Origin of the sequence: Hymenobacter polaris, from assembly GCF_012927305.1 — a bacterium.
Classification (GTDB): Bacteria; Bacteroidota; Bacteroidia; order Cytophagales; family Hymenobacteraceae; genus Hymenobacter; species Hymenobacter polaris.
Map to the genome: position 1 here is coordinate 229,518 of NZ_JABBGH010000003.1, position 24,646 is coordinate 254,163.

Below are 24,646 nucleotides of genomic sequence, written 5' to 3' on the forward strand. Positions count from 1 at the left end.
GCATCCTATTTCCCAACGCGCTTTGCTTATGACCAACCGCTACGCCTTTTCCATATGCCTGCGCCGCCTGCTGCCCATCGCCGGCGCCCTGCTGGCCCTAGGCCGCCCGGCCGCCGCCCAGCGCACCGAGCCGCTTCCCCCACGCCCGGTGCCGCTGCGAACGGTGCTGCCCGATTCGTTGGCGCAACTGGTGAAAGAGCCGGTTCTTAATTCGTTAGTGTGTAAAACAGTCGGTGTATATATCCAGCCTGTACCTGCGCAAAATATCTTTTTCCCACTCACCACCATTCAGCCGGCGCTGAGCCGGATAGCGGGGGTGCAGGTCACGCCCAACTCGGGGGCGCCGGGCGACTGGGCCACGGTGCGCATGCGAGGCAGCGGGCTGCGCGGCAACGACCAGCCGCTATACGTCATCGACGGACTGCCGGCCCTCAACGCCGACTACGCACCCGCCCAGCTGCCGGCCCTAGGCTACGGCCTGGGCACCGGGCCCCAAGCCCGCGCCACCATGCCCAATCCGCTGCTGTTCGTGGCTCCGGCCGACGTGGCTAGCGTAGAAATCCTGAAAGGCGCGGCCACCACCACCCGCTTCGGCAGCCAGGGCGCCAACGGCATGGTGCTTATCACCACTAGAAAAGGCGGCCGCGCCGGCGAGGCCCAGGCCCCGCGCCTGCGCTACGAGGCCACCGCCGCCGTGCAGCAGGTGCGCCGCCCGGTGGCTTTGCTCGACGCCCGCCAGTATGCCGAACTGGCCAACGAGGTGTGGCGCAACGATGGCAGTCGCGGCGCGGTGCCCTTCGCCCCGGCCACCCTCGCCGCCCTAGGGGCCGGCACCGACTGGCAGGCCGAGGTGCTGCAACCCGCGCTGCTGCAAAGCCACTTCGTGAGCCTAGATGGCAGCACCGCCCGCACCCGCTACCTAGCCAGCGCCAACTACCTGGGCCAGGGCGGCGTGGTACTGAACTCTAGCCTGCGCCGCTACGGCCTGCGCCTGCAAGCCGAGCACCGCTTCAGCGACAAGCTGAGCGCGCAGCTGAGCGTGAGCGGCGCCAGTCTGACGCGCACGCTGCCCAACGAGCGCACGGTGCCCGCCGCCCTGCTGTCCCCGCCCACCGTGCCGGCCACTACCGGCGGCGCGCCCACCGTCACCAACGGCCCGCTGGTGACGGACCCCGGCTACGCGAATACGTTTTACAACCCCCTAACGCTAGCCCGCGACGCCGCCAGCACCGACCGCACGCGCCGCCTGCTACTGCAAGCTAGCCTGCGCTACCAGCTGCGCCCTGCCTGGCGCCTGGAGGCCGCCCTGAGTGGCGAGCAGGCCCACACCGACGCCACCCGCCGCGAGCTAGCCCAGCCCACGCAGCCGCCCTACACGCCCAGCGCCTACGAGGCCCTAGGGCTGGCGCAAGAAGCTACCACCACTAACGCCCGCCTCGGCACCAGCTACCAGCCCGCCCTAGGGAGCCGCCACGAGCTGGAGCTAAGCGGCAGCCTGCTCTACCAGCGCCTAAGCCGCGCGGCCAGCTTCGGGCAGGCGGCCCCCGGCCAAACCAACAGCCGGGGCGGCCAGTCGGGTAGCTTGGCCGTATCCAGCGCCCTGGCCGAGGGGCGCTACACGCTGGCCCAGCAGCTGCGCCTGACCGGCCTGCTGCGCGCCGAGTATGCGCTCGGCGCCGACTACCTGGTGGGCCCGAGCGATAAGTTGCAGCTCTACCCCGGCGCCGAAGCCGCGTGGACGCTCGAAGGCGACCACCTGCCGGGCGACGGGCGCACCCTGTCGCGCCTGAAGCTGGAGGCGGCCCTGGGGCAGAGCAGCAATGCTTCGCTGTTTACGGGGCTGTTTGGGCCGGTGCCGGTTATACTGACGCCCGGCCTCAACCCCGGCCCGGTGCCGCTGCCCCGCACCACGGCCCTTAATGCCAGCGTGCAGGTGGAGCTATTTGACAACGGGCTGTCGGTGCAGCCCACCTACTACCGCCACCGTACCGCCCATGCCAGCGTAGGGCAGCTTTTTGCGCAGCCACTGTCGCCCGACGGCAGTCCCGTCTTTTACCTGCGCGACGTGGACCTGCTCAACCAAGGCGTCGAGCTGACGGCTAGCTACACCTACGCGCGCGAAAAGCGGTATTTCAACGTCAGCTTCAGCGCCGCCCACAACCAGCAAACGGTGCAGAACGTGGCGGGCAGCACGCCGGGGCCGGGCTTGGCGGTGGGCGAGGCCGCGCACCCCTACTTCGGCTACCAGCGCCAGGGCCTCGACGCCAGCGGCCAGCTGCAATACCGCGACCAGAACGGCGACGGCCAGCTCGACGCCCTCGACGGCAGCTACTTCGGGCGCGGCCTGCCCAGCTGGCTGCTCAACCTAAGCCAGGAGCTGACCCTAGGGCGCTTCACGCTGCAAACCCAGTGGGACGCCCTGCTCGGCTACCAGCTGCTGAGCCCGGTGCTCACCATCCTCGACCAGCCCACGGCCACCACCAACGCCAGTGCCCGCGTGCTCGTCCGCTGGACTGGCCCCGGCACCAGCACCGACGTGCCCCGCGCCAGCCGCTACCGCCAGTTCTACGGCTACGACAACCTTTCGCCCGAGTCGGCCAGCCACCTGCGCCTCACCCAGCTCACGCTGGGCTACCGCCTGCCGCTGCCCGAGCCGCACCAGGTGCGCGTGTGGGTGGGCGGTCAAAACCTGCTGGTGCTGAGTAACTACCGCGGCTACGACCCCAACGTGAGCAGCGCCGGCGGCCTGGGGCAGCTGGCCGGCTACGACGCCAGCACCTACCCGGTGGCGCGGGTGTGGCAGCTGGGCGTGCAAGCTACGTGGTAGCTCGGGGGCCTAGGGCCGGCAACTACGGCCACCTTTTGCCTGTTACAGCAGCAAAACCTGGTGCCAGGCCAAGTTAGTGTTCTAAACCACTGGGCGCGCCGTGCAGCAGGCCACGTATTTATACGCTCATTTTAGCTGCGCGCCACCCGTAAGTTTGCCACCTTGCTGACTTCCGCCAGTTCGCGCGCTATCCGCTCTATGATAACCTTCCAAGAATTTACCCTTGACAACGGCCTGCGCTGCATTGTGCACGAGGACTTTAGCACCCAGCTAGCGGTGCTCAACATTCTCTACGACGTGGGCTCGCGCGATGAGGACCCGCATCGCACGGGCTTTGCCCACTTGTTTGAACACCTGATGTTTAGCGGCTCGGTGAACGTGCCTAGCTACGACGAGCCGCTGCAAAAGGTAGGCGGCGAAAACAACGCCTTTACCTCGCAAGACCTCACCAACTACTACCTCTCGCTGCCGGCCGCCAACATCGAAACCGGCTTCTGGCTGGAAAGCGACCGGATGCTGGACCTGGCGTTTTCGGAAAACGGCCTCGACGTGCAGCGCAAAGTGGTAGTGGAGGAGTTCAAGCAAAACTACCTCAACCAGCCCTACGGCGACGTGTGGCTGAAGCTCAAGCCCCTGGCCTACAGCACGCACCCCTACCAGTGGAATACCATTGGCAAGGAAATCAGCCACATTGAGGAGGCGCAGATGAGCGACGTGCGGGCCTTCTTCCGGCAGCACTACGCCCCCCAGAACGCCGTGCTGGTAGTGGCCGGGGCCGTGCCGGTTGCCGAAGCCAAGCGCCTGGCCGAGAAGTGGTTTGGGCCCATTGCGGGCGGTGCCCGCCCAGCGCGCCAGCTGCCCCAGGAGCCCACCCAAACCCAGCCGCGCCAAGCTACCGTCACCGCCCCGGTGCCCCTTTCGGCCCTTTATAAAGCCTACCACATGCCCGCCCGCCTCGACCCGCGCTACCACGCCGTGGACCTGCTGGGCGACCTGCTGGGCCGGGGCAAAAGCTCGCGCCTGCACCAGCGCCTGGTGAAGGAGCTGCAGCTGTTCAACAACATCTCGGCGTCCGTCACGGGCTCGCTCGACCCCGGCCTGCTGGTGGTGAGCGGCAAGCTAAACGCGGGCGTGGCCCTGGCCGAAGCCAACCAGGCCGTGGAGCAGGTAGTGGCCGAGCTGCTGCGCGAGGAGGTGCCCGCCACGGAGCTGCAAAAGGTTAAAAACCAGGCCGAAGTAGGCCTGGTTTTTGGTGAGATTGAGCTGCTGAACCGCGCTCTGGCCCTGGCCATCGGCAAGCTGCTGGGCAACGCTAACCTGGTAAACGAGGAGCCCGCCCAGCTGCAAGCCGTAACGCCCGCCGACGTGCGCGCCGCCGCCGAGCTGGTGCTGCGCCCCGAAAACTGCACTACGCTCTTTTACCAAGCCCAAGAGCAGGAAGAAGCTGTGGCCGCCTAACTTCTCTGGCACTTAGTAACAATAAAAGCCCCCTAGGAAACGCACTACCTGCGTTCCCTAGGGGGCTTTTATTGTTACTAGGTAAGCTAAGCTGTATGCGGTGCTTCTAGAAGTGAAAGGTTGGTGAAGCAGTAGTACCTTGGTGGCCTATCCTCACCTATTCCTTTTCCACCGATGACTTACCGCTACGCAGCCGCCTTGTTGCTCCTCGGTACCCTAGGGGCGTGCCGCAAGCAACCCGACGAACAACCCGCTCCCGAGTACGCCGACTGGTACACCATAAACGCGCCTGAAGCGCGGGCCATCGAAGCCGTAACCGGCGACATCGACGGCACACTCATCATCACGACCCGGTACGACATTTATCGCACCACCGACCGGGGCAAAACGTGGGCCGTGAACCATCCGTCCAATTTGGGTATTTTCGGGTTTGTAACGCATAATGATACGCTGTTTACCCTCACGGGCGGCCGGGGCTCAGTAGTAGATAGCACTACGGCTTATTCGGTTAACCCCACGCACTACAGCGCCGACCAAGGCCGTACCTGGCAGCGCTATCATTTCAAGCAGAGCACGATTGCTTTTGCTGATGTGCGAGTACCGCGAAACCGGGTGCGTACCCCCTCGGGTACTAACTACCGCATTGCTACTGAGTCTGTACCATTCTCGCCCGGCTCCAGCACGGCCTACCTATACTTCACCGGCATCCAGCCCGACAGAGGACCGCTGCTACCGCTGCCGCAGGAGCATCAACTAAACAGTATTTACCTCGATAGTAAGGCGAGGCTGTACGTAGCAGCATCGGCACCGCTGTGCGGGCGCGGCAAAGATTTCGCCTTTTGCGGGGAGCAGAACGGCGTGCTGTACGTATCGAAAAAGCCGCTGCCCTAGGGGTTGCTTTGACCTAAAAAGTCCCCGGCGCCAGTTGGCACCGGGGACTTTTTAGTAGGCGTGGTAAGCAGCCTCCTACTGCTTACGGGGCATAGTCATGCTCTTAGCAGGAGTGCCGTGGCCGGCAGCGGGGCCATCGTAGGGCGGCGTGTTCTTGCCGTTGTCCTTCACGTTGATGGGTTCGCCGGGGGCCGCGTAGCCACTGATGCCTTTGCTGGTAGCCGTGCCGCGCGGTGGGTCGGCGGCGCGGGCGGCGGCAGGGTTGGGCATCATGCGCGAGGTGGGTTTGCGGGCCATCTTGTTGGGCCGAGTTTGGGCGGTGGCCGGGGCAGCCAGCAGGGCAAGGCCCAGGAGCGGTAGGGCTAAAGCGCGGAAAGCGAGCATACTAAAAAGCGTGAGGAAGGGGTGATAGCAGCGGCGCTAACCCGGCATTTCGCCGGCCGGGGCGCCTAGCCCCTCCATACGCAAAAACGGCCGCGAAGGGCTAGTTCGCGGCCGCATGGCAGAAAGCAGGTGAGAAAAGCAGGGGCGCCCCCTGGCAGGTTAGCGGGCGTTGGGCAGGGTAGTGCTGCTGGCTACGGCGGGCGCCAGGGGCCGGCCGTGGTAGTCGGTCGACACGCCGTGGCCCAGCTGATTGATGGGCATGCCGGGCGCTACCGAAAGGTTGGCGTCGGTGGCGCGGTGGGTGGCAGTAGTGGGCGTAAAGGGTAGTGGCTCGTTGCTCCAGCCGCTCCAGCTGGTGGGCGTGGCCGAAGGCGTGGGCTGGGCGGCGGCAACGGCAGTAGCGGCCTGGGCGCGGGCGGCAGCCTCGGCGGCTTTCCGCTCGCGCTTCGATAGCACTTGCTTGGCTTTGTGCGCCTTCACGTAGCCTGGCTGGGTGGGGGCGGTGGTAGCTTGGGCATGGGCCGCTTCGGCAGCCAAGAGCGTGAGAGCCAGCAGGGGAAGGAGGAAACGGCGTGCCATGATGAGAAAGAGAAAAGGGGGTGGAAAGTAAAAGTTTAGGGCTGAGTGGGTATTTGCAAAGCCGGTGCCAGCTTATGGGGCAAGTAGGCTGCTCGTAGCTAGGGTATTCTTGTAAAGAATTGATTATCAAAAATAAAAATTTATAGCTGTTGCCAGAAAAAGTTCAAAACCAGGCAGCTTAGCCGTTGTCGTACCTTTGCGCTACCATGCAGGAATCTATTTCGGCCCTCGCCGCCGAGGTGGCCGCCGCCGACGTGAGCAGTGCCGCCGCCCTCGACCAGTTTCGCCTCCTCTACCTGGGCCGCAAAGGCCGCCTGGCCGACTTGTTCGACCAGCTCAAAACCGTGCCAGGCGAGCAGAAGCGCGCCGTGGGCCAGCAGCTCAACGGCCTCAAGCAGCAGGCCCAGGCCCGCTTCGACGAGGCCCAGGCCGCCCTGGAATCCGCCAGCGCCAACCAACCGGCCGACGCCACCTTCGACTACACGCTGCCCACGGTGCCCCAGGCCCTAGGCACCCGCCACCCCCTAAGTTTGGTGCGCGAGCAGATGCTGCGCATCTTTGCCCGCATCGGCTTCGCGGTGGCCGAGGGGCCGGAGATTGAGGACGACTGGCACAACTTCACGGCCCTCAACTTCCCCGAAAACCACCCGGCGCGCGATATGCAGGACACGTTTTTCGTGGAGCCGGCCCTAGGGGGCGACGCGGGCCCCGACCCGCAACCCTTCCTGCTGCGCACGCATACCAGCACCGTGCAGGTGCGCATCATGGAAAACGAGCCGCTGCCCATCCGCCGCGTGATGCCGGGCCGCGTGTACCGCAACGAGGCCATTTCGGCGCGGGCCCACATGCTTTTCCACCAGATTGAGGGGCTCTACATCGACGAAAATGTGAGCTTCGCCGACCTCAAGCAGACGCTCTACTACTTTGTGCGCGAGCTGTTTGGCGAGGATATCAACATCCGGTTCCGGCCCAGCTACTTCCCCTTCACCGAGCCCAGCGCCGAAATTGACATCACCTGCCTCATTTGCAAAGGCGCGGGCTGCAATATCTGCAAGGGCACCGGCTGGGTCGAGATTGGCGGCAGCGGCATGGTAGACCCGGCCGTGCTCGAAAACTGCGGCATCGATTCGCAGAAGTACTCGGGCTACGCCTGGGGCATGGGCATCGAGCGCATCACCATGCTCAAGTACCAGATTAAGGACTTGCGCCTCTTCACCGAGAACGACGTGCGCTTCCTGCGCCAGTTTGAGGCGCTGTAGGGCGCGGCCCTAGGGTACTATTCCTGCCGAAAGCCTCGAACTAACTACCCGCGGTAGTTGGTTCGAGGCTTTAACTATTTGGGAGTCGTACTTTTGTAGGCTCTACCAGCGCCTATTTATTCCGAGCCAAGCTACTCTGCGCTATCCGCTACACCCGTTAAATCTGCGATTGTGAAAGTTAGAACTCTCAAGCAAAACAAGGTCAACGTTATTACCCTAGGGTGCTCCAAGAACCTCGTAGATTCGGAGGTGCTCATGGGGCAGCTGCGGGCCAACGACTTCGCCGTAACGCACGAGGCTAAGAAGTCGGACGCCAACATCGTTATTATCAATACCTGCGGCTTCATCGACGGCGCCAAGCAGGAAAGCATCGATACCATTCTGCGCTATGCCGACGAGAAGGAGGCCGGCAAGCTAGAAAAGCTGTACGTAACGGGCTGCCTCTCGCAACGCTACAAAAACGAGCTGGAAGAGGAGATTCCGCAGGTAGACGCCTACTTCGGCACCCTGGAGCTGCCCCAGATGCTGAAGGTGCTGGAGGCCGACTACAAGAAGGAGCTGGTGGGCGAGCGCCTGCTGACGACCCCCAAACACTACGCCTACTTCAAGATTGCCGAGGGCTGCAACCGGCCCTGCTCGTTCTGCGCCATCCCGCTGATGCGCGGCAAGCACGTGGACCGCTCGATGGACGACCTCGTGGCCGAGGCCAAGCGCCTGGTGGGCATGGGCACTAAGGAGTTGATTCTCATTGCCCAGGACCTGACCTACTACGGTCTGCAAGCCTACGGCGAGCGCAAGCTGCCCGAGCTGCTGGAGCGCCTGAGCGACGTGCCCGGCGTGGAGTGGCTACGCCTGCAATACGCCTACCCCTCGCAGTTTCCGATGGCGGCGCTGGACGTGATGCGCGAGCGGCCCAACATCTGCCGCTACTTGGACATGCCCTTGCAGCACATCTCGGACAACATGCTGAAAACCATGCGCCGGGGCATCAGCGCGCGCCGCACTAAGGAGCTGGTGCGCGAAATCCGCGACCGGGTGCCGGGCATCGCGCTGCGTACCACGCTCATCGCTGGCCACCCCGGCGAGACGGAGGCCGATTTTGCCGAGCTGGAAGAGTTCGTGCAGGAAATGAAGTTCGAGCGCCTGGGCATCTTCACCTACTCGCACGAGGAAAACACGCACTCACACACCTTGGCCGACGACGTGCCGGCTGAAGTGAAGCAGGAGCGCGCCGACCGCATCATGGAAATTCAGCAGCACATTTCGCTGGAAGCCAACGAGGCCCGCGTCGGCCAGACGCACCGCGTGCTCTTCGACCGCCTCGAAAGCGGCTACTACGTGGGCCGCACCGAGTTCGACTCGCCCGAGGTAGACAACGAGGTGCTGGTGCCCGCCACCGACGAGGTCCACATCCCGCAGGGCAGCTTCGCCGAGGTGCGCATCACCGGCGCCAGCGACTTCGACCTCTACGGCGAGCTGGTGCGCTAGGCCCTAGGGGGGTATGAAATAAAATGAACGTCATGCTGAGCCTGTCGAAGCATCTCTACCGAACGACACCCTAGGCGGCGCGGTAGAGATGCTTCGACAGGCTCAGCATGACGTTCTGGTTTAAATAGTTACTCTGCCACGGCCCGCGTGGGGTGCTGCACCGGGATAGCGAGCGGCTTGAACGACTGCTTTTGCAAGTCGCTGAGGACGACCTCAACGGCTTTGGCTAGCTGCGGGTCGGCGCCGTTTTGGGTGGCGGCGGGCAGCACGTCCACGTCAATGTCGGGCGGTACGCCCTGGTTTTCAATTTCCCACTTGCCATCGGGGCTGTAGATGCCGAAGCTGGGCGAGGTGACACTGCCACCATCGATGAGGGTGGGGTAGCCCGAGATGCCCACCAGGCCGCCCCAGGTGCGCTTGCCCACGATGGTGCCTAGGCCCCGGCGCCGGAAAAAGGCCGGCAGCGCGTCGCCACCCGAGCCGGCAAACTCGTTGACCAGCATCACCTTGGGCCCGTAGATGGACGCGCCGGGCGAGGTAAACGCCTGGCCCTCGCGCGGGGCCCAGTAGCTGAGCAGCGGCCGGTTTAGCAAGTCGAGAATGTAGTCGGCCACGAAGCCGCCGCCGTTGAAGCGCTCGTCGATGATAACGGCTTGCTTGTCTAACTGGCTGAAGTAGTAGCGGTTGAAGAACTCGTAACCTTCGGCGCTGGTATTGGGCAGGTACACGTAGGCCACGCGGCCGTGGGTCAGCTCGTCCACCTTGCGGCGGTTGCCCTCCACCCAGGCGATGCGGCGCAGGGTGGCCTCGCTGGCCACGGGCACCACCGTCACCTCGCGGGCGCCCTGCATACTGGGCTTGTCGTTGACGGTGAGCGTCAGCTGCTTGCCCACAGTGTTTTCGAAGAAGCTGTACACGTTGTCGGCGCCGGTGAGGGGGCGGTTGTTCACGGCTAGCAGATAGTCGCCAGCCTGCACGTTCACGCCGGGCCCGGTGAGCGGGGCGCGCAAACTGGGGTTGAAGTTCTCGCCGTTGAAGACGCGCTTGAAGCGGTAGTGGTCGTTCACCACCTCGTAGTCGGCCCCCAGCAAACCTACCGGGCTGGCGGTGAGGGCGGGCATGTCGCCGCCGCTCACGTAGTTGTGGCCCACCACCATCTCGCCCATCATCTCGGCAAACAGGTAGTTGAGGTCGGCGCGGTTGGCCACGTAGGGCAGAAAGACGGCGTACTTCTTCTTGGTGGCCGCCCAGTCGAGGCCGTGCATGTTGGCGTCGTAGAAATAGTCGCGCTCGAGGCGCCATACCTCGTCGAACATCTGCGCCCATTCGTGGCGCGGGTCGATGTAGGCGTCCAAGGCCGTCAGGGTAAGCTTGCCGTCGCCGGGCGCGGGCTTGGCGGCCGTTTCCACGATGCCGTAGCTGTCGTGCGGGGCGGTGTAGAGCAGCTTCTTGCCGTCGGCGCTCAGCGAGTAGTCCTCCGCCTCGGCCATAAACACTTCATCCTTACGCGCCTGCATATCGAAGCGGTGCAGGCGCTGGCTGGGGCCGCTGGCCGTGGCGCTAGGCCCGGCGGCGGTGCTGGCGGGCACCTGCTCCAGGTAAAACACCTTGTCGCCATCGGCGGCCTGCACGTTGCTCAGCTCGCCTACCGCCGAGCCCGGCACCACCAAGATGCGCTGCCCTAGGCCCGCCGTGTCGATAACGACCTTAGCCATGTCGGCGGGCTTGGCTTTGGCGTCCTTCACGGCCACTTTCAGGTCCTTCACGGCCACTTTGGGGGTGCGGCTGCCCACGGGCTTACCCACCACCACCGAGTCGGGCCGGGTGGCGGCGCCCTTCTCCTCGTCGCTCTGCGGGGCAAAGGGCGAGGCATCCTGCTTGCCCAGCACGGCCACGTAGAGCGTGCGCTTGCTGGTGCGGTCGTAGGCCGTCATGTCGAGCCAGGTGGTGCGCAAGCCCACGTCGGTGCTGGCCGTGAAAAACAGGTACTTGCCGTTGCGGCTAAAGGCGGGCGCGTCAGCATCAGCGCGGCCGTCGCTCACGGCAAAGCGCCGGCCGCTGGGTAGGTGGTACACCCACACCGTGCGCAAGTGGTTGGGCATCAGCTGCGAGTAAGCCAGCCACTGCCCGTCGGGCGACCAGGTGGGGGCTAGGGCCTCGTTGGGGCCGTAAGTTTCGCTGGCCACGCGCACCGGCTTCTTGCTGGCCAAATCCAGGTACCAGAGGTTGAGCTTCTTATCGGTGTAGGCGACCTTCTTGCTGTCGGGCGACCACCGGGGGTTGAAGTAGAACGAGGGCGGCCCTAGGGAGTAGGCCTGGGCGGGCTTGGTGCCGCGCTGGTCCTGCACCATCAGCTGGTACTCGCCGCTGGCGTCGGAGACGTAGGCGATGCGCGTGCCGTCGGGCGACCAGGCCGGGTAGCGCTCGTGGGCGCCGTCGGAGTGCGTCAGGTTGCGGCTCTCACCCTTCTTGGCCGGCACCGTGAAAATGTCGCCCCGCGCCTCCACCACGGCCCGCATGCCGGTGGGCGAAATGGCGGTGTTGCGCACCATCGAGGCCACGTTGCGGTACTGCGGGCGCAGGGCCAGCAGCTCGGGCGCGATGCTGATTTTCAAGTCGCGAGCCTGGCCAGTGGCCGTGTTCAGCAGGTGCAGCCGCCCGGCCTGCTCATACACCAACTCGTCGCCAAAGCCGCTGAGCGCCTTCACGTCGTAGTCAGTGTGGCGGGTCAGCTGCGCTACCTTTTTGGTGGCCACGTCGTAGGCAAACACGTTGTTGGTGCGGTTGCGGTCGCTGAGGAAGTACACCTTGCCGCCCAGCCAGAGCGGGCTGGTGTCGGTGGCGTTTTCGTGCGGGATTTCCTCGGTGGCCAGCGTCTGCATATCCGTCAGCCAGATGGGGCCGGTCTGGCCGCCGCGGTAGTGCTTCCAGGTGTTGGTGGCGTTGGTGATGTGCGTATGCGCCAGTCGCTTGCCATCGGGCGAGTAGCTGCCCTTCTCACCCATCAGCAGGGGTAGGCGCGCGGGCAGGCCGCCGGCCAGCGGCACCGTGAAGAGCTGCAACGAGCGCGCATACGCCTCCTGCGAGCTACTGAACAGGATGCTTTTGCCGTCGGGCGCCCAGTCGCGCACCACGTCGGCCGAGGGGTGCCAGGTGAGGCGCCGGGGCTGCCCGCCGCTCACGGCCACCACGTACACGTCGGTGTTGCGGTCGTAGTCGCCCGAGTAGGCCAGCCACTGGCCGTCGGGCGAGAAGTGGGGGTTGGTTTCCACGCCCGGCCCCACCGTCAGTCGTTGCGGGTTCGAGCCGTCGCGGTTGGCCAGCCAGATGTCGCCGGCATAGCTGAAGGCCAGCTTGTCGGCGCTCAAGGCGGGCTCGCGCAGCAGCAGGGTTTCGGCGGGGGGCGCCTGGGCGTGCAGCGCGGGGCCGGCGCCTAGTAGCCCTAGGGCCGTTAAAAAGTAGCGAGTAAGCATAGCAGAAAAAAAGGGGTAAGCGAGCGAACAGCAATGATGGAGCAGCCACCACTTCGTCGAGCAGCCGTTGCCGCCTCTAAGGTAAGTGCAGCCAAAGCTTCGGTTTATACCATAATGTCGGCTGCTGACTACTAACAAAGTACCCGTTGGGCGAAGCGCGCAAAGCGGTTTGCCAACTTCGCACGAGCGGCTCGTTCTTAGGTGATAAAGTGCTTGCTTTCGGGGCGGCCGCCAAAGCCAGGTCGGCAGCGCAAGCCCCCAAACCCAACCTTTCGGCCCAGTGCGGGTTTTGCCCTGACTTCTGCGCCACCTTTTCCCCGCGCTCATGGCTGCTGCCTCCGACTGTATTACCCTGCCCTACGCCGCTACCGGTGCCTTTGGGGGGCTGCTTACCGACTACATTGCTCAGGCCCCGGCGCTGGCGCCTTTCTATAACCGTTGGCCTGCGCTGGAAAGCTTCGCCGCCCAGCTGGAAGAAAAGCCGGCCGCCTATTCGGCCGAGGCGCGCCAGCGGCTGGTAACTGATTTGCGGGCGCAGTACGCCGAGCTGGGGGGCGATGTGCCCGCCGCCGTGGCCGCCAACCTGGACCTGCTAGCCCGCCCTACGACGTTTACCATCACCACCGGCCACCAGCTCAACCTGTTTACCGGGCCGCTGTACTTCGTGTATAAAATTGTGTCGGCCATCAAGCTGGCCCGGCAGCTCAAGGAAGCCTACCCCGCCTACGACTTTGTGCCAGTGTACTGGCTGGCCACCGAGGACCACGACTTTGCCGAAATCAACAGCTTCCCGCTTTTCGGCAAAACTTATAGCTGGGCCGGGCCGGGCGGCGCGGCGGGCCTAGGGGGGCCGGTGGGCCGCCTGGGCCTGGAAGGGCTAAACGAGGAGCTGCTAAGCCAACTGCCGCCCGAAGTGCCCGCCGCCTTCCGCGAGGCCTACACCAGTAGCCGCACCCTGGGCGAAGCCACGCGCCGGCTGGCTACCAGCTTGTTTGGCGCCTACGGCCTGGTCTGCCTCGACGCCGACCGGCCGGCCCTGAAGCAGGCCCTGCGCCCGGTGCTGCGCCAGGAAATTGAAGGCCAGGTATCGAACCAGGCGGTGCAAGCCACCAACGAGCGCCTGACGGCCGCCGGCTACAAGCCCCAGGTGTACTCGCGCCCGCTCAACCTGTTCTTCCTCACCGACGCGGGCAAGCGCGAACGCCTGGAGCCCGACGCCGCCCCCGGTGCCGACTGCACCCAGATAACGGTGCGCGGCACCGCCCGCTGCCACTCCCGCGCCGAGCTGCTGGCCCTGGCCGATGCCGAGCCTGAGCGCTTCAGCCCCAACGTGGTGCTGCGCCCACTCTACCAGGAGCTGCTGCTGCCCGACCTAGCCTACATCGGCGGCGGGGCCGAGGTGGCCTACTGGTTCCAGCTCAAGGGGGTATTTGCGGCCCTAGGGGTGCCCTTTCCCATCGTGCTGCCCCGCAACTCGGCCCTGTACCTGAGCCGCGCCAACGCCGGCAAGCTCGCCAAGCTGGGCCTGAGTCCGCTCGATAGCTTCAAGCCCCTGCCCGAGCTAAAAAAGCAAGTAGGCGCCACCCTGGGGCAAGAAGAAGTGAGCCTGGCCGCCGAGCAGCAGGCCCTGGCCGCCACCTACGAGCAGGTGCAGGCCCTGGCCCAGCGCCTCGACCCCACACTGGTGAAAACGGTGGCCGCCGAAGCCCAGAAAGCCGCCGCCGCCCTGGCCGGCCTCGAAAAGCGCCTCAGCAAAGCCGCCGAGGCCAAGCACGAAACCGCCTACGCCCAGCTCACGGCCCTCAAGGACAAGCTCTTCCCCGGCGGCAGCTTGCAAGAGCGCACCGACAACGTGCTCAGTATTTTGATGAATAACCCCGGCTTTATCGAGCAGTTGCTGGCTTGCTTCGAGCCCCTAGGGCTAGAGTTTGCGGTGGTGCAGGAACAGGGATAATGCAGCGGAGGAGCGTGCAGAACCGCTGGCGCTAGACTTCTTTTGTGGTTATGCTACACTCCGCGCTGCTTGCTTTTTCTCTGCTACTGGTGGCCACGGCTACCCTGGCTCAAGCTATTAGTGGGCGCGTGACGGACGCCCGCACCGGGCAGCCGCTGCCGTTTGTGAACATTGGCGTGGTGGGCAAGGCGCTGGGCACGGTCAGCGACGAGCAGGGGCAGTACGGGCTTCTCTTTCAAGAAAGCCTGGCTGCCGACACAGTGCGGGTGTCATACCTGGGCTACCAGCCGCGGCTGCTTACGCTGCGGCAGCTGCGCGCCCAGCCAGCCGTGGCGCTCAGCCCAGCGGCCGTGGCGCTGGCCGAGGTGCGGGTGCAAGGTAAAAGTCGTGGCTGGCGCGACCGCACGCTGGGTTTTAGTGGCAATTCTACTACTTCGACGCTTAGCCTGCATCCCCAAGACCTAGGCGCAGAAACGGGTGCCGTTATCCGCCTCAAGCACCAGCCGACGAAGGTGCTGCGTGCCAATTTCAACGTAGCTCATAACGACGCGGGCCTCGTGACGTTGCGCGTGAACCTCTACCGCCTCGACGCCAAGGGGCACCCTACTAGCGAGAAGCTATTACGCCGCGACGTAATCGTGCGCACGGCCACCCCGCACGGTCCTATTTCGGTGGACCTGACACCCGACGACCTGCTGCTGACCGAAGACTTTTTTTTGTCGCTGGAATGGGTAGGCGGGGCCAATGTGGCGGCGCTGCGCGAAGGGTTAAACTTTTCGGGTGGAGTTGGCTATACCGATAACGACGTTTACTACCGCACTACCAGTCAGGCCAATTGGGAGCGCCTTTCGGCGGGTGCGATGCTGGCTGGCATGCAGCCTAAAGTAAGCTTCTACGTGACGGCCCAGGACTGACCCACGCGCGTTTGCCACCCATGCCTACCACAAAAGCCGCCCGACGCCGCGCCGCCCTAGCCGCTCGCCAGGCCCTAGGGCTCGCCGACGTGGCCCAGCGCAGTGAGCTGTTGCAGAGGCAGTTGTTTGCGCATTTCGGCGTGGCCGGGTGGCAGTGGCTGCACCTGTTTTTACCGCTGGTGGCCCGGCACGAGCCGGACACCTGGCTGGTGGCGCGCCGTGTATGGGCCGAGCAGCTGCCCACTCGGCTGGCCGTGCCCGTAGTGCAGCCCGGCGGCGCCACCCTGCGCCACTACGAGCTGACGCCCCGCACGCTGCTGCAACCTAACCGCTGGGGCATTGACGAGCCAGTGCCTGACCCCCTCACGGCGCCCGAAGTATTTCCCGAACAGCTGGATGCCGTGCTGGTGCCGCTGCTGTACTGCGACCAGCGCGGGCATCGTGTGGGCTACGGCGGCGGCTTCTACGACCGCTTTCTGGCGCAGTGCCGGCCCGGCACGGCTTTCATCGGCCTCAATGTACTGAACGAGCCGCCCGGTCCTCCCATTGCCGACGTGCTGCCGACCGATGTGCCCCTGACGGCTTATATCACGCCCGACGGCGTGTGGAATTTCTCTTAGGGCAGCATCGGGTAAGTAACCGCTGCTTGCAAGAGCGCCGCCGGGTGGCGGCGCGGGTAGCGGTCTCACTACTAGCCCGTTGCCCAATGGCCGCTCTCGAACCCGCCGCTCCCCGAAACGCCGGCAAAAAGCCCCGCGCTACGAAGCGCAGTTTCCGCCTCGACATGACGCCGATGGTGGACCTGGCATTTCTGCTGCTCACGTTCTTCATGCTCACCACCACCTTCGCCAAGCCGCGGGTGCAGCAGCTGCAAATGCCGGTGCCCGATGCCCAGCACCCGAGCCCCGTGCCCGCGTCGCAGGCCATGACTATTCTGCTAGGGGAGGGCCGGCAGGTGGGTTACTACTTCGGGCTGAACGACCCTGGAAGCCCCGCCCCGGCGCTGCACTACACCAACTTTAGCGCGCGCGGGCTGCGGCAGGCGCTGCTGGCCCGGCAGCGCCAGGGGCCGCTCATCGTGCTTATTAAGGCCGATAAGGGGGCGCAGTACCAAAGCCTGGTGGACGTGCTTGACGAAATGAACATCACCAGCCAGGCGAAATACGCCCTCACAACCCTCACGCCGGCCGACCGGCAATTGCTGGCCGCCAAGTAGCCGCGCCGCTACTTGCCTAGTGCGCGTACCCGCTCGATGCGCGCCTGGCCCCAGGGCGCGATGCTGACGCGCACGCGTAGTGGCGGACCGGTTTTGGCTCGGCGCAGGGGACTGTCGCCGGGCACATAGTAGCGTTCTAGGTTGTAGCGCAGCTCTAGGCTGTTGTTGTACACCTCTTGCACGAAGCCGCGCAGCACGGCCTGGCCGGCCGCGGGGCGCGGCTCGCTGGCGTACACGCCCGCCACGGTGGCCAGGCTATCGGCACCGGGCGCAAACAGCACGTACACCCCCTGGCGGCGCTGCGGCGTGCCGCCGGCGTGCCAGGCCGCCAGGGGCACGGTGGCCGCCACGTAGCGCAGCCGCACAAAGTCGCCGTATTGCAGCTGGTGCAGCTCGACGGGACTGGTAGCCAGCCAAATGTGCTGCCCGTAGGCGGTAGTGGCGTAGCCCGCCGCCGCCACGCCCAGCACGTACAGCACCTGCGCGGCCACAAGTAGTTGCAGCAGCAGGCGGCGCGACGGAGTAGGGCGAGTTATCATGAGCAATTAGCAAGGAGTAATGAATGATGGGCAAAAGTGAACGTCATGCTGAGCCCCGCGAAGCATCTCTGCTGCATCGTTCGGGTGACGTTCGGTAGAGATGCTTCGGCAGGCGGACGCCAGATAAGTATGACGTTCACTTTTGCCCATTGCTGATTGATAAGTGTCTATTGCTTGTTGCTGCCCAGGGCCGCGGCCAGGCGCTGGGCATTGCGGCGGCGCAGATACCAGCTTAAGCTCAGTAGCAGCACGCCGCCGATGAGGAAGAAGAGCGACTTATCTAGGAAAACCCAGGTGAGCTTGAAATACGCCACCATGGTAGCCACCACGAATAGCACGGTGCCCAGCGTGAGCTGCTCGGCATCGCCGGCGCGGTGGGCGCGGGCCAGCACCGAACCGGCGTGGGCATAGAGCACCACCAGCGTGGCTACGGCCAGCGCCAGCCCGCCGGGCAGGTAAAAGCCGGGCAGCAGCAGCAGCCAGTCGGGCAAGGTAGCCAGGCGGCCCCGCGCCCGCTTGCCCGCCACCGACGCGGCCAGCACGGCCCCTAGGGCCCCCAGGTAGGCCCAGACGGGCGGGCGCAGCAAGCCGGCGTACTGGTCGGTTTCGCCAAACAAGGCCAAGCCCAGCGCAAACAGGTAGGCCGCCACCAGCGGCGGGCCTTGGAGCGCCCGGCCGCCGCGCGCATTCGGGTGCCAGTCGCCGGCCGCGTATACGAGCATGGCGGGCACGAAAAACCAGGTGATTTTGCTGTGGCTGACCAGCACCCACAGGCCCGCTTGCCACAGTAGCCCAAGGGCCAGCACGGTGCCCACCAGCGCATCGGGCCGCCGCCACCAGCGCCCGCCGCAGCCCAGCACCACCAGCCCCGCCGTGGCGTAGCTGAAGCTGCCCAGCGCCTGGGTGCAGTAGGTTTGCACGGCCGCCCCAATCACGATGGGCAGCAGCGTGAGCGTGGGGCTCTCGTACAGAAAGCTCAGCAGCACGCCCGCTACTACCCAGGCCAGCAGGCCGCTCACGTCGTAGCCCACCAGCTGATACAGCTGGCTGGTGAGGATAATGCCGGCCCCGAAAAAAACCAGCCCTAGGGCCAGCAGGCCGTGGCCCACGCTGCGGTTGCCGCGCCGCACAAAGTACTCGCCACCCGCGTAGGCCGCCACGATGCTGCCCACCAGCAGGCCCAGCCGCAGCCCGGCCGGCAGGTTTTGCCAGTTGGCGGCCAGCACGCTCAAGGCGCTCAAGCCTACCAAAATGCTGCCTAGCAGCGGTAGCAGGCCCACGGCCTGCACGGCCTCGGGCGGGTAGCGGGCCAGCAGCGCTTCCCGCTGGGCCTCGGTGATGAGGCCTTCGGCTACCCAGGCGGGGCTGTCGGTTTCGAGAAATTTGCGGCTCATTTGCAGGTGCAACTTACGGCTGCGCCACGGGCAGCGCCTCCTCCACCAGCTCTTCAATCAGCGTGTCGAGGCCGTGGTACCAGTCGATGTGCGGCGAGGTGATGCCGCAGCCGCCGGGCCGGGGTGGGCAGTCGGTAACTGGCCAGCGGTAGTGGCACTGCGGGCAGGTGCCGGCCGTGGCGAAGGTATCCCAAACGTGGCCGCAGCGGCAGTGCCAGTGCGCGCCGCCGTCGGGCTCCCACTGGCAGTGCGGGCAGTAAATCTCAATGGATGCAGTAGAAGCCATAATAGATAGAAAAGTAACGGTAGTAGAAATTAAGCCGGCTTGCGGGCCCGCGTCATCTCGCGCTTGCCGGGCGGGCCGGGCAGCTTCTCGGTAAGCCAGCCCGCGGCCCGCAAGTTGCGCCGAAACTGGCCCTGCGCGCAGTAGCTCACCAGCACCGCGCCCGGCGCGGCGGCGTAGTAGAGCTTAGCGAATATGTCCTCCGTCCACAACTCAGGCTGCTTCTCGGGGGCAAAGGCGTCGAAGTAAATCAGGTCGTAGGCCGCCGCTGGCAGGGTAGCCGCCTGCAGAGGCTGGCGCACCTTGCGCAGCAAAAAATCCGACGTTAGCAGCAGTGCCCGGCCCCAGGGCTCCCGGTGCAGCTGCGCAAATACCCGGCTCAATACTTCGCTAGCGGCCCACTGGGGGGCTAGGGCCGCCACTGCCTCGGGCGGCAGGGGGTGGGTTTCGTAGCCATCGTAGGCCACCGTGGCGCCCGGCACTGCCTGGGTGGCTTCCAGGGTCAGCAGCGCGTTCAGGCCGGTGCCTAGGCCCACTTCCAGCACCTTCAGCGGCTCTTGCTGCCCTAGGCCCGCCGCCAGCAGCGGTCGCAGCCCGGCTTCGATAAACACGTGCTGCGACTCTTGGCGGGCGCCGTGGGTGCTGTGGTAGTGTTCGTTCAGGGCGGGCACGTAGAGCGTGGGCGAACCGTCGGCCGTGGTGCGCACCTCTACTTTTGGCGCTTCAGCCGGCCCATCCCCGTCTGATAATTGCTCATTGCTCATTGATAAGTGAAAAATATGGCCCGCGTAAAGGTCGCCCTGCCCGCTTCATTCCTGTTCACCGCCACGATGCCCGTGCGCATTACCGACCTCAACTACGGCGCCCACCTCGGCAACGATGCCTTGCTGGGTTTGCTGCACGAGGCGCGGGTGCAGTTCCTGGCGCACCTCGGCACCACCGAGTTTGACCCCGCCACCCGCCTAGGGTTCATTATGGCCGACGTGGCTATCGAGTACAAGGCCGAGGCGTTCCACGGCGACGTACTAAGCATCGCCATGGGCCTGGCCGACCCCAACAAGTACGGCTTCGACCTGGTGTACCAAGTGCAGAACCAGCACGGCAAGGAAGTAGCCCGCGCCAAAACCGGCATGCTGGCCTTCGACTACAACACGCGCAAGCTGCGGGCGTTGCCGGCGGAATTGGCGGCGCAAGTAGGTTGAGTATGGAATAAAGCGCGGCGCGGCATCGAAGAGAAACATCCTCGACCCGTACCATGAAATCAGCCTTCCTCTCACTCGTTGCCTTAGCCAGCGTGCTGGGTAGCGCCAGTGCAGCCCGAGCGCAGGTAGCTGCCCGACCTCCGCATAGCGTCACGCCAACTGACTCTAGCAAAGTCTATACCTACGTGGAACGCATGCCAGTGTATCCGGGCGGCCAGCAAGCTCTTACTGCGGACTTACGCCGGGAGTTTCAGGTGGCCAGCGCGGCGGCTGGTTGCGCTACGCCGGCCTTTCCAGTGTACGTGCGCTTAGTGGTGGGGCCCAGCGGCTACGTATACGCTGCCCGCCGCATCAATGCCGGAGCCTATGATAAGCCGACTAGCCTGCCCGCCTTGCCAGCTGCTTGCGAAGCGGCTATTGCAGTGGCCGCCCGCCGGTTGCTGCGCCTGCAACCGGGTCGCCAAAACAATAAGCCCGTTACGGTTGAGCTGATGGTAAAGCTGCTGGATGGCACCAAATAACCCGCGTCAAAACCGGCCTGCTCTGCTTCAGCTACACCACGCGCAAGTTGCGGGCGCTGCCGAAGGGAGTAGTTAGCAAGTATCTTTAGCAGTGGTAATCATCTGAAATCAGATATAATGAGAGGCCTCCTACTGCTGATAGGTACTATACTGAGTTGCTGTAGCATAGCTTCAGCGCAACAGGCACCCGCGAAAGCTGAGCCCCAGTATGTGTATGTGGAGAAGTTGCCAGAGTTACCTGGCGGTGGCGGCAAACTCGCCGTGGTAGCCGCTATTCAGCAGCGGGTAGTATATCCGCCCACAGCCATTCAGGAGCGGCTAGAAGGCCATACAAAAGTCTGGTTTGTAGTGCAGGCGGATGGAAGCATTGGGAAGGTGCGCATTATAGAGTCACTACGAGCAGATTGTGACTCGGCTGTAGTGATGGCCGTGAGGCAATTACCGCGCTTCGAGCCAGGTATTGTAGCGGGCCGGCCAACGGCTATTGGCTATACCGTGCCCATTACTTTTCAGTTGCAAAGCGCTCGGCGGCCACGTCTAGGGATTGGCTCGGGTAACTAAAGTCCTCCCCACCCTAGGGCGGAACCTAACCGCCTGGCCGGTTGTATTTTTGTGCTATGCTGCTCGAACTACCCCTAGCCCCCGCGCCGGCTGCCAAGCGCGACATCCGCAAAGTATCGGCCGATGACCTCAAAGCCTTTATGGTCGAGCACGGCGAAAAGCCCTTCCGCGCCAAGCAGGTGCTGGAGTGGCTCTGGAAAAACACGGCCGGCTCGTTTGAGGAGATGAACAACATCTCCCTGAGCACCCGCGAGCTGCTGGCCAAACACTTCGTTATCAACGGGGTGGCCGTGCACAGCTCGCAGCTTAGCAGCGACGGCACCGTGAAGTCGGCTTTCCGGCTGCACGACGGCAACCTGGTGGAAGGGGTACTCATTCCGCACGACACGCGCATGACGGCCTGCATCAGCAGCCAGGTGGGCTGCTCGCTCACGTGCAAGTTTTGCGCTACCGGCTACATGGACCGCAAGCGCAACCTCGACGCGGCCGAGATTTACGACCAGGTGGTGCGCATCCGCGAGCAGGCCGAGGCGCAGTACGGCACGCCGCTCACCAACATCGTGTACATGGGCATGGGCGAGCCGCTGCTCAACTATGCCAACGTGGTGGAAAGCGTGCGCCGCATTACGGCGCCCGATGGCCTCAATATGGCCCCTAGGCGCATCACCATCAGCACGGCCGGCATTGCTAAGATGATAAAGAAGCTGGCCGACGACGAGGTGAAAGCTAACCTGGCCCTGAGCCTGCACGCCCCCAACGACACCAAGCGCAACGAGATTATGCCCATCAACGAGGCCAACTCGCTCGCTGCCCTTAAGGAAGCCCTGCAGTACTACCACCAGAAAACCGGCCGCAAGGTTACCTACGAGTACATCGTTTTCAACGACTTCAACGACTCGCTGACCGACGCCGCTGAGCTGTACGCCATCAGCAAGTGGCTGCCCTGCAAGGTGAATCTCATCGAGTACAACCCCATCGAAAACGCCGACTACCGCAACGCCGAGGACGATAAGATTGTGGCCTTCCACAAGTACCTGGCCGACCGCGGCGTGCAAACCAATATTCGCCGCAGCCGGGGCAAGGACATCGACGCTGCCTGCGGCCAGCTGGCCAACAAGGAGAAGACGGAAGCCGCCTAGGGCCTGCCGCCCAGCTATTTAGCCGGAACGGCTGGAGCTTTCTTTTTAGTAGGCTGCGGCTTAGTAGGCGCGGGCACCTTGGGCTTGGCCGCTGGCAGCGAAGCTTCGGCGCGCTGCCGGTCCAGGTGGTCGCGGCCAACCAGCGCAATGTAGGCGGGGCAAACCTCCAGCATAAGCAGGCCTAGCTTCTTGCCGATTTCCACTGCCTGCGCCTCGTCTTGCAGCACCTCGTCGCCATACTGCAGCGTCAGCGCGTCCGAGTGGCTCATAAAAACGCCCTGCAACGCCTGCTCCACGGCGGCTGCGCGCTGGGCGGGCGTGCGCTGGTCGAGGGGCTGCTTGGCATTTTCGGCGCTTAGGCGCTGGCAAGCATCCTGCGTCATGGGCAGCAGTATCTCGCGCTCGGCCGGGGTGATTTCGGCGCCGCCCGGCACGTGGCGGCTCCCAAGCTTGGCCAGCAGGGGCGCAGCTTTGGGGCAAGTCTGCATAAGGTCGAACACCGCCTGCTCGCCGATGGCGCGGCCGAGCGCCTCGGCTTCGCCCTTGCCTTTCTTTTCCAATAGGGCGCTGAACTCGACGAAGTTATCGCCCATAGTAGTCAGCATCAACTTTTTAAACAACGCTTCACTTTCGGCCGGCGGCAGCTTGGTCAGGTCTGTCTTTTGGCTTTCCTGCTCTAGCTTGGCGCACATGCCGGCGCTCATAATTTTGGCGAAGCGCGCCTGTCCGGCTACGGTGTCGGCGGGGGCTAGGGTGGGCGCGGCCTGGGCCACCAAACTCGCCAGCAACAGGCTAGCCACTACGATAATTGAAAGTAGAAAGTGTTTCATGGACCGAAGATAGCTCGGCCGTATCCCCTGGCTAACTCTTCCAGCTGCCTTCGCTGGGCGGGCGGCCGCTGGCTTTGTCTTCCTCTGCCTCGCCGGGGGGCACCTCTATCGTTTTGATGCGAATGGCGTAGGCCTTGGGCTGCACGCGCTGGCCAAAGGCGTCGGCAAACTCCTGGGTAAACTCAGCCCCGAAAAACAGAATGAGCGAGGAATAGTAAATCCACACCAGCAGCACAATGGCCGAGCCCGCCGCCCCAAAGGCCGAGCCGGGGCTGGATTTGCTAATGTAAAAGGAAATCAGATACTTACCCACCAGGAAAAGCAGCGCCGTAATCAGCGCCCCGATGCCCACGTCGCGCCAGCGGATGATGGCGTCGGGCAGGAAGCGGTACACCATTCCAAACAACAGGGTCGTTACGATGAGCGAGATGGAAATATCTACCACTCGAATGGCAATCAGCCCAATACCTGGTAGATGGCGCTCGAGGTAACCCGTGAAAATGCTGAGCAAGGCGCTGATAACGAACGAGGTAAGTAGTAGCAGCGCCACGCTCAGGATGAGCCCGAACGAAAGCAGCCGCTGCCGCAGGTAGGCGCCGATGCCAATACCCTGGGTTTTCACCCGCAGGTTCCAGATGTCGTTGAGGCTGTCTTGCAGGGTGGCAAAAAAGGTAGTTGCCGCAAAAATGAGGGTGCCGACCCCTATTACGGTTGCCACCGGCCCCTGGTCTTTCTGGGTGAAGCTGGCAATGCTGTTTTGCAGGAACTCGGCCGCATCGGACCCCACTAGTCCCTTCAATTGGCCGTAAATCTGGCCCGTGAGCGCCTCGCCGCCATAGATGCGGCTGGCTACCGTGATGACGATGAGCAGCAGCGGCGGTAGCGAAAAAATGGTGTAGTACGATAGCGCCGCCGCGTGGCGCAGCGCATTGTTATCCATAAACTCGGTAGCGGTAGATTTGACCAGCCCGATAATATCAGAAAACTTATAAGTCATAGCGCGAAACTGGCTGGGGCATACCTAGCCAGGTTGGTTTTTCTTGCTGCATACGGAGGAAGTAGGGTGATTGCCCGAAAAGTTTGCGTTATGCTAGTGCTAACTACCACTATATGAAGCTGCTTGTGCTTGCATAAACAACTTTATATCAAAGAATTGCAGCGTGTGCAAACGGGCCAGGAATAATGCGCCTGCCGGGCCCGCTGGCCGCACCGCCAGGCCCTAGGGCGGCGGCCGACCAACCGCCCTAGGGCCTGGCGGTGCGGCAACTCCCAACTCGGGCCGGCCGCGGGCCGTTAGCAGGGCATCACGCCTTTTCCCTCGTTTTCCATGGCCACCACTTCCCCCACCAGCCAACTCGATGCTACCCTTGCTACGCTGCAGGGCGGGCTCAATAAGATAACCGATGCGGCCAGTGCCGACCTGGCCGGCTGGCTGAAAACCCTGCACGGCAACGCCGACCTGGCCGACGTGGCTCAGGAGCTGCAGCGCCTGCACGATGCCATTGCCCACAACCAACACGGCACCATCGCCGACAGCTTAAGCGCCCTGAGCGAGCAAACCAAGCAGGCCGCTGTCACGGCCACGCCCGATTCGCAAAGCCGACTCTACCAGCTAAGCGACGTGCTGAAGCAAGCTGCCGGCCAGGTAGGGGCCTAGGCCCCTCAGCCTTGCCAAAGCTTAAAGCCACTTGCGGCCACGAAAGAGCGTTATCAAAACGTTCTTTCGTGGCCGCA

23 protein-coding genes are annotated in these 24,646 nt (G+C 64.1%); 14 read left to right on the plus strand and 9 right to left on the minus strand.

Annotated features, from left to right (window positions below; all coding sequences use genetic code 11):
* The first annotated feature begins 28 nt into the window (after positions 1-28).
* The 3 genes from HHL22_RS17340 (at position 29) to HHL22_RS17350 (ending at position 5,176) form a co-directional block, all read left to right on the plus strand.
* The gene (locus tag HHL22_RS17340) at positions 29-2,827 is read left to right on the plus strand and encodes a TonB-dependent receptor plug domain-containing protein (protein ID WP_169532670.1); all 2,799 of its coding nucleotides are present in this window, start codon (positions 29-31) and stop codon (positions 2,825-2,827) included.
* A gap of 198 nt (positions 2,828-3,025) precedes the next feature.
* Positions 3,026-4,285 (plus strand): M16 family metallopeptidase, encoded by a 1,260-nt coding sequence (locus HHL22_RS17345; protein WP_169532671.1) that lies wholly within the window; start codon positions 3,026-3,028, stop codon positions 4,283-4,285.
* Between the two features lie 174 nt (positions 4,286-4,459).
* The gene (locus HHL22_RS17350) at positions 4,460-5,176 is read left to right on the plus strand and encodes a beta propeller repeat protein (RefSeq protein WP_169532672.1); all 717 of its coding nucleotides are present in this window, start codon (positions 4,460-4,462) and stop codon (positions 5,174-5,176) included.
* Positions 5,177-5,251: 75 nt separating this feature from the next.
* On the opposite strand, the gene HHL22_RS17355 is transcribed toward HHL22_RS17350, so the two are convergent.
* Both HHL22_RS17355 and HHL22_RS17360 read right to left on the minus strand, forming a co-directional pair.
* Positions 5,252-5,560: a hypothetical protein gene (locus HHL22_RS17355; protein WP_169532673.1), complete on the minus strand. Its 309-nt coding sequence runs from the start codon at positions 5,558-5,560 to the stop codon at positions 5,252-5,254.
* A 159-nt stretch (positions 5,561-5,719) separates the two neighbouring features.
* Complete coding sequence (locus HHL22_RS17360; RefSeq protein WP_169532674.1) at positions 5,720-6,139, minus strand: hypothetical protein; 420 nt, start codon at positions 6,137-6,139, stop codon at positions 5,720-5,722.
* 206 nt (positions 6,140-6,345) lie between these two features.
* Between HHL22_RS17360 and pheS the strand changes: the two genes are divergently transcribed.
* On the plus strand, positions 6,346-7,398 hold the full coding sequence (gene pheS, locus HHL22_RS17365) for a phenylalanine--tRNA ligase subunit alpha (RefSeq protein WP_169532675.1): 1,053 nt from the start codon (positions 6,346-6,348) through the stop codon (positions 7,396-7,398).
* A 171-nt stretch (positions 7,399-7,569) separates the two neighbouring features.
* Entirely contained in the window at positions 7,570-8,886 is a 1,317-nt protein-coding gene (gene rimO / locus HHL22_RS17370; RefSeq protein WP_169532676.1) for a 30S ribosomal protein S12 methylthiotransferase RimO, read from the plus strand.
* A 128-nt stretch (positions 8,887-9,014) separates the two neighbouring features.
* On the opposite strand, the gene HHL22_RS17375 is transcribed toward rimO, so the two are convergent.
* Positions 9,015-12,359: a S41 family peptidase gene (locus tag HHL22_RS17375; protein WP_169532677.1), complete on the minus strand. Its 3,345-nt coding sequence runs from the start codon at positions 12,357-12,359 to the stop codon at positions 9,015-9,017.
* A gap of 325 nt (positions 12,360-12,684) precedes the next feature.
* Here HHL22_RS17375 and bshC point away from each other — a divergent pair, with 325 nt between their 5' ends.
* From bshC to HHL22_RS17395, 4 genes are all read left to right on the plus strand, one after another.
* The gene (bshC, locus tag HHL22_RS17380; RefSeq protein ID WP_169532678.1) at positions 12,685-14,313 is read left to right on the plus strand and encodes a bacillithiol biosynthesis cysteine-adding enzyme BshC; all 1,629 of its coding nucleotides are present in this window, start codon (positions 12,685-12,687) and stop codon (positions 14,311-14,313) included.
* A gap of 50 nt (positions 14,314-14,363) precedes the next feature.
* A complete protein-coding gene (locus tag HHL22_RS17385) occupies positions 14,364-15,227 on the plus strand; it encodes a carboxypeptidase-like regulatory domain-containing protein (protein WP_169532679.1) in 864 nt (287 codons plus the stop codon).
* Positions 15,228-15,247: 20 nt separating this feature from the next.
* Positions 15,248-15,847 carry a 5-formyltetrahydrofolate cyclo-ligase gene (locus tag HHL22_RS17390; RefSeq protein WP_169532680.1) on the plus strand — a complete coding sequence of 200 codons (600 nt, stop codon included), beginning with the start codon at positions 15,248-15,250 and terminating at the stop codon, positions 15,845-15,847.
* Positions 15,848-15,933: 86 nt separating this feature from the next.
* Positions 15,934-16,443 (plus strand): ExbD/TolR family protein, encoded by a 510-nt coding sequence (locus tag HHL22_RS17395; RefSeq protein ID WP_169532681.1) that lies wholly within the window; start codon positions 15,934-15,936, stop codon positions 16,441-16,443.
* A gap of 8 nt (positions 16,444-16,451) precedes the next feature.
* Here the strand turns inward: HHL22_RS17395 and HHL22_RS17400 are convergent, their stop codons facing one another.
* The 4 genes from HHL22_RS17400 to mnmD all read right to left on the minus strand — a co-directional run bounded on the left by HHL22_RS17400 (position 16,452) and on the right by mnmD (position 19,423).
* Positions 16,452-16,982: a GDYXXLXY domain-containing protein gene (locus tag HHL22_RS17400; RefSeq protein ID WP_169532682.1), complete on the minus strand. Its 531-nt coding sequence runs from the start codon at positions 16,980-16,982 to the stop codon at positions 16,452-16,454.
* A 167-nt stretch (positions 16,983-17,149) separates the two neighbouring features.
* Entirely contained in the window at positions 17,150-18,376 is a 1,227-nt protein-coding gene (locus HHL22_RS17405) for a DUF2157 domain-containing protein (protein WP_169532683.1), read from the minus strand.
* A 13-nt stretch (positions 18,377-18,389) separates the two neighbouring features.
* Positions 18,390-18,662 (minus strand): hypothetical protein, encoded by a 273-nt coding sequence (locus tag HHL22_RS17410; RefSeq protein ID WP_169532684.1) that lies wholly within the window; start codon positions 18,660-18,662, stop codon positions 18,390-18,392.
* Between the two features lie 29 nt (positions 18,663-18,691).
* Entirely contained in the window at positions 18,692-19,423 is a 732-nt protein-coding gene (mnmD, locus tag HHL22_RS17415; RefSeq protein WP_169532685.1) for a tRNA (5-methylaminomethyl-2-thiouridine)(34)-methyltransferase MnmD, read from the minus strand.
* 15 nt (positions 19,424-19,438) lie between these two features.
* Between mnmD and HHL22_RS17420 the strand changes: the two genes are divergently transcribed.
* The 4 genes from HHL22_RS17420 to rlmN all read left to right on the plus strand — a co-directional run bounded on the left by HHL22_RS17420 (position 19,439) and on the right by rlmN (position 22,082).
* Positions 19,439-19,861, plus strand: coding sequence for a thioesterase family protein (locus HHL22_RS17420; protein ID WP_169533506.1), 423 nt, complete (start codon positions 19,439-19,441; stop codon positions 19,859-19,861).
* A gap of 185 nt (positions 19,862-20,046) precedes the next feature.
* The gene (locus HHL22_RS17425) at positions 20,047-20,382 is read left to right on the plus strand and encodes a hypothetical protein (protein ID WP_169532686.1); all 336 of its coding nucleotides are present in this window, start codon (positions 20,047-20,049) and stop codon (positions 20,380-20,382) included.
* Positions 20,383-20,499: 117 nt separating this feature from the next.
* Positions 20,500-20,943: an energy transducer TonB gene (locus HHL22_RS24500; protein ID WP_394354463.1), complete on the plus strand. Its 444-nt coding sequence runs from the start codon at positions 20,500-20,502 to the stop codon at positions 20,941-20,943.
* A 56-nt stretch (positions 20,944-20,999) separates the two neighbouring features.
* Entirely contained in the window at positions 21,000-22,082 is a 1,083-nt protein-coding gene (rlmN, locus tag HHL22_RS17435) for a 23S rRNA (adenine(2503)-C(2))-methyltransferase RlmN (RefSeq protein ID WP_169532688.1), read from the plus strand.
* Positions 22,083-22,096: 14 nt separating this feature from the next.
* On the opposite strand, the gene HHL22_RS17440 is transcribed toward rlmN, so the two are convergent.
* Positions 22,097-22,912 carry a hypothetical protein gene (locus HHL22_RS17440; protein WP_169532689.1) on the minus strand — a complete coding sequence of 272 codons (816 nt, stop codon included), beginning with the start codon at positions 22,910-22,912 and terminating at the stop codon, positions 22,097-22,099.
* Positions 22,913-22,943: 31 nt separating this feature from the next.
* Positions 22,944-23,909 carry a YihY/virulence factor BrkB family protein gene (locus HHL22_RS17445; RefSeq protein ID WP_169532690.1) on the minus strand — a complete coding sequence of 322 codons (966 nt, stop codon included), beginning with the start codon at positions 23,907-23,909 and terminating at the stop codon, positions 22,944-22,946.
* 330 nt (positions 23,910-24,239) lie between these two features.
* On the opposite strand from HHL22_RS17445, the gene HHL22_RS17450 reads away from it, so the two are divergent.
* Complete coding sequence (locus tag HHL22_RS17450; RefSeq protein WP_169532691.1) at positions 24,240-24,569, plus strand: hypothetical protein; 330 nt, start codon at positions 24,240-24,242, stop codon at positions 24,567-24,569.
* Positions 24,570-24,646 lie beyond the last annotated feature (77 nt).

Coding starts and splice junctions, on each gene's coding strand:
- pheS (WP_169532675.1), top strand. CDS start 6,346: ATGCAGGAATCTATTTCGGCCCTCGCCGCCGAGGTGGCCGCCGCCGAC.
- HHL22_RS17420 (WP_169533506.1), top strand. CDS start 19,439: ATGGCCCGCGTAAAGGTCGCCCTGCCCGCTTCATTCCTGTTCACCGCC.
- HHL22_RS17445 (WP_169532690.1), bottom strand. CDS start 23,909: ATGACTTATAAGTTTTCTGATATTATCGGGCTGGTCAAATCTACCGCT.
- HHL22_RS17410 (WP_169532684.1), bottom strand. CDS start 18,662: ATGGCTTCTACTGCATCCATTGAGATTTACTGCCCGCACTGCCAGTGG.
- HHL22_RS24500 (WP_394354463.1), top strand. CDS start 20,500: ATGAGAGGCCTCCTACTGCTGATAGGTACTATACTGAGTTGCTGTAGC.
- HHL22_RS17350 (WP_169532672.1), top strand. CDS start 4,460: ATGACTTACCGCTACGCAGCCGCCTTGTTGCTCCTCGGTACCCTAGGG.
- HHL22_RS17395 (WP_169532681.1), top strand. CDS start 15,934: ATGGCCGCTCTCGAACCCGCCGCTCCCCGAAACGCCGGCAAAAAGCCC.
- HHL22_RS17405 (WP_169532683.1), bottom strand. CDS start 18,376: ATGAGCCGCAAATTTCTCGAAACCGACAGCCCCGCCTGGGTAGCCGAA.
- HHL22_RS17450 (WP_169532691.1), top strand. CDS start 24,240: ATGGCCACCACTTCCCCCACCAGCCAACTCGATGCTACCCTTGCTACG.
- HHL22_RS17355 (WP_169532673.1), bottom strand. CDS start 5,560: ATGCTCGCTTTCCGCGCTTTAGCCCTACCGCTCCTGGGCCTTGCCCTG.
- HHL22_RS17400 (WP_169532682.1), bottom strand. CDS start 16,982: ATGATAACTCGCCCTACTCCGTCGCGCCGCCTGCTGCTGCAACTACTT.
- HHL22_RS17390 (WP_169532680.1), top strand. CDS start 15,248: ATGCCTACCACAAAAGCCGCCCGACGCCGCGCCGCCCTAGCCGCTCGC.
- rlmN (WP_169532688.1), top strand. CDS start 21,000: ATGCTGCTCGAACTACCCCTAGCCCCCGCGCCGGCTGCCAAGCGCGAC.
- mnmD (WP_169532685.1), bottom strand. CDS start 19,423: ATGAGCAATGAGCAATTATCAGACGGGGATGGGCCGGCTGAAGCGCCA.
- HHL22_RS17375 (WP_169532677.1), bottom strand. CDS start 12,359: ATGCTTACTCGCTACTTTTTAACGGCCCTAGGGCTACTAGGCGCCGGC.
- HHL22_RS17440 (WP_169532689.1), bottom strand. CDS start 22,912: ATGAAACACTTTCTACTTTCAATTATCGTAGTGGCTAGCCTGTTGCTG.
- bshC (WP_169532678.1), top strand. CDS start 12,685: ATGGCTGCTGCCTCCGACTGTATTACCCTGCCCTACGCCGCTACCGGT.
- HHL22_RS17345 (WP_169532671.1), top strand. CDS start 3,026: ATGATAACCTTCCAAGAATTTACCCTTGACAACGGCCTGCGCTGCATT.
- HHL22_RS17385 (WP_169532679.1), top strand. CDS start 14,364: ATGCTACACTCCGCGCTGCTTGCTTTTTCTCTGCTACTGGTGGCCACG.
- HHL22_RS17340 (WP_169532670.1), top strand. CDS start 29: ATGACCAACCGCTACGCCTTTTCCATATGCCTGCGCCGCCTGCTGCCC.
- HHL22_RS17360 (WP_169532674.1), bottom strand. CDS start 6,139: ATGGCACGCCGTTTCCTCCTTCCCCTGCTGGCTCTCACGCTCTTGGCT.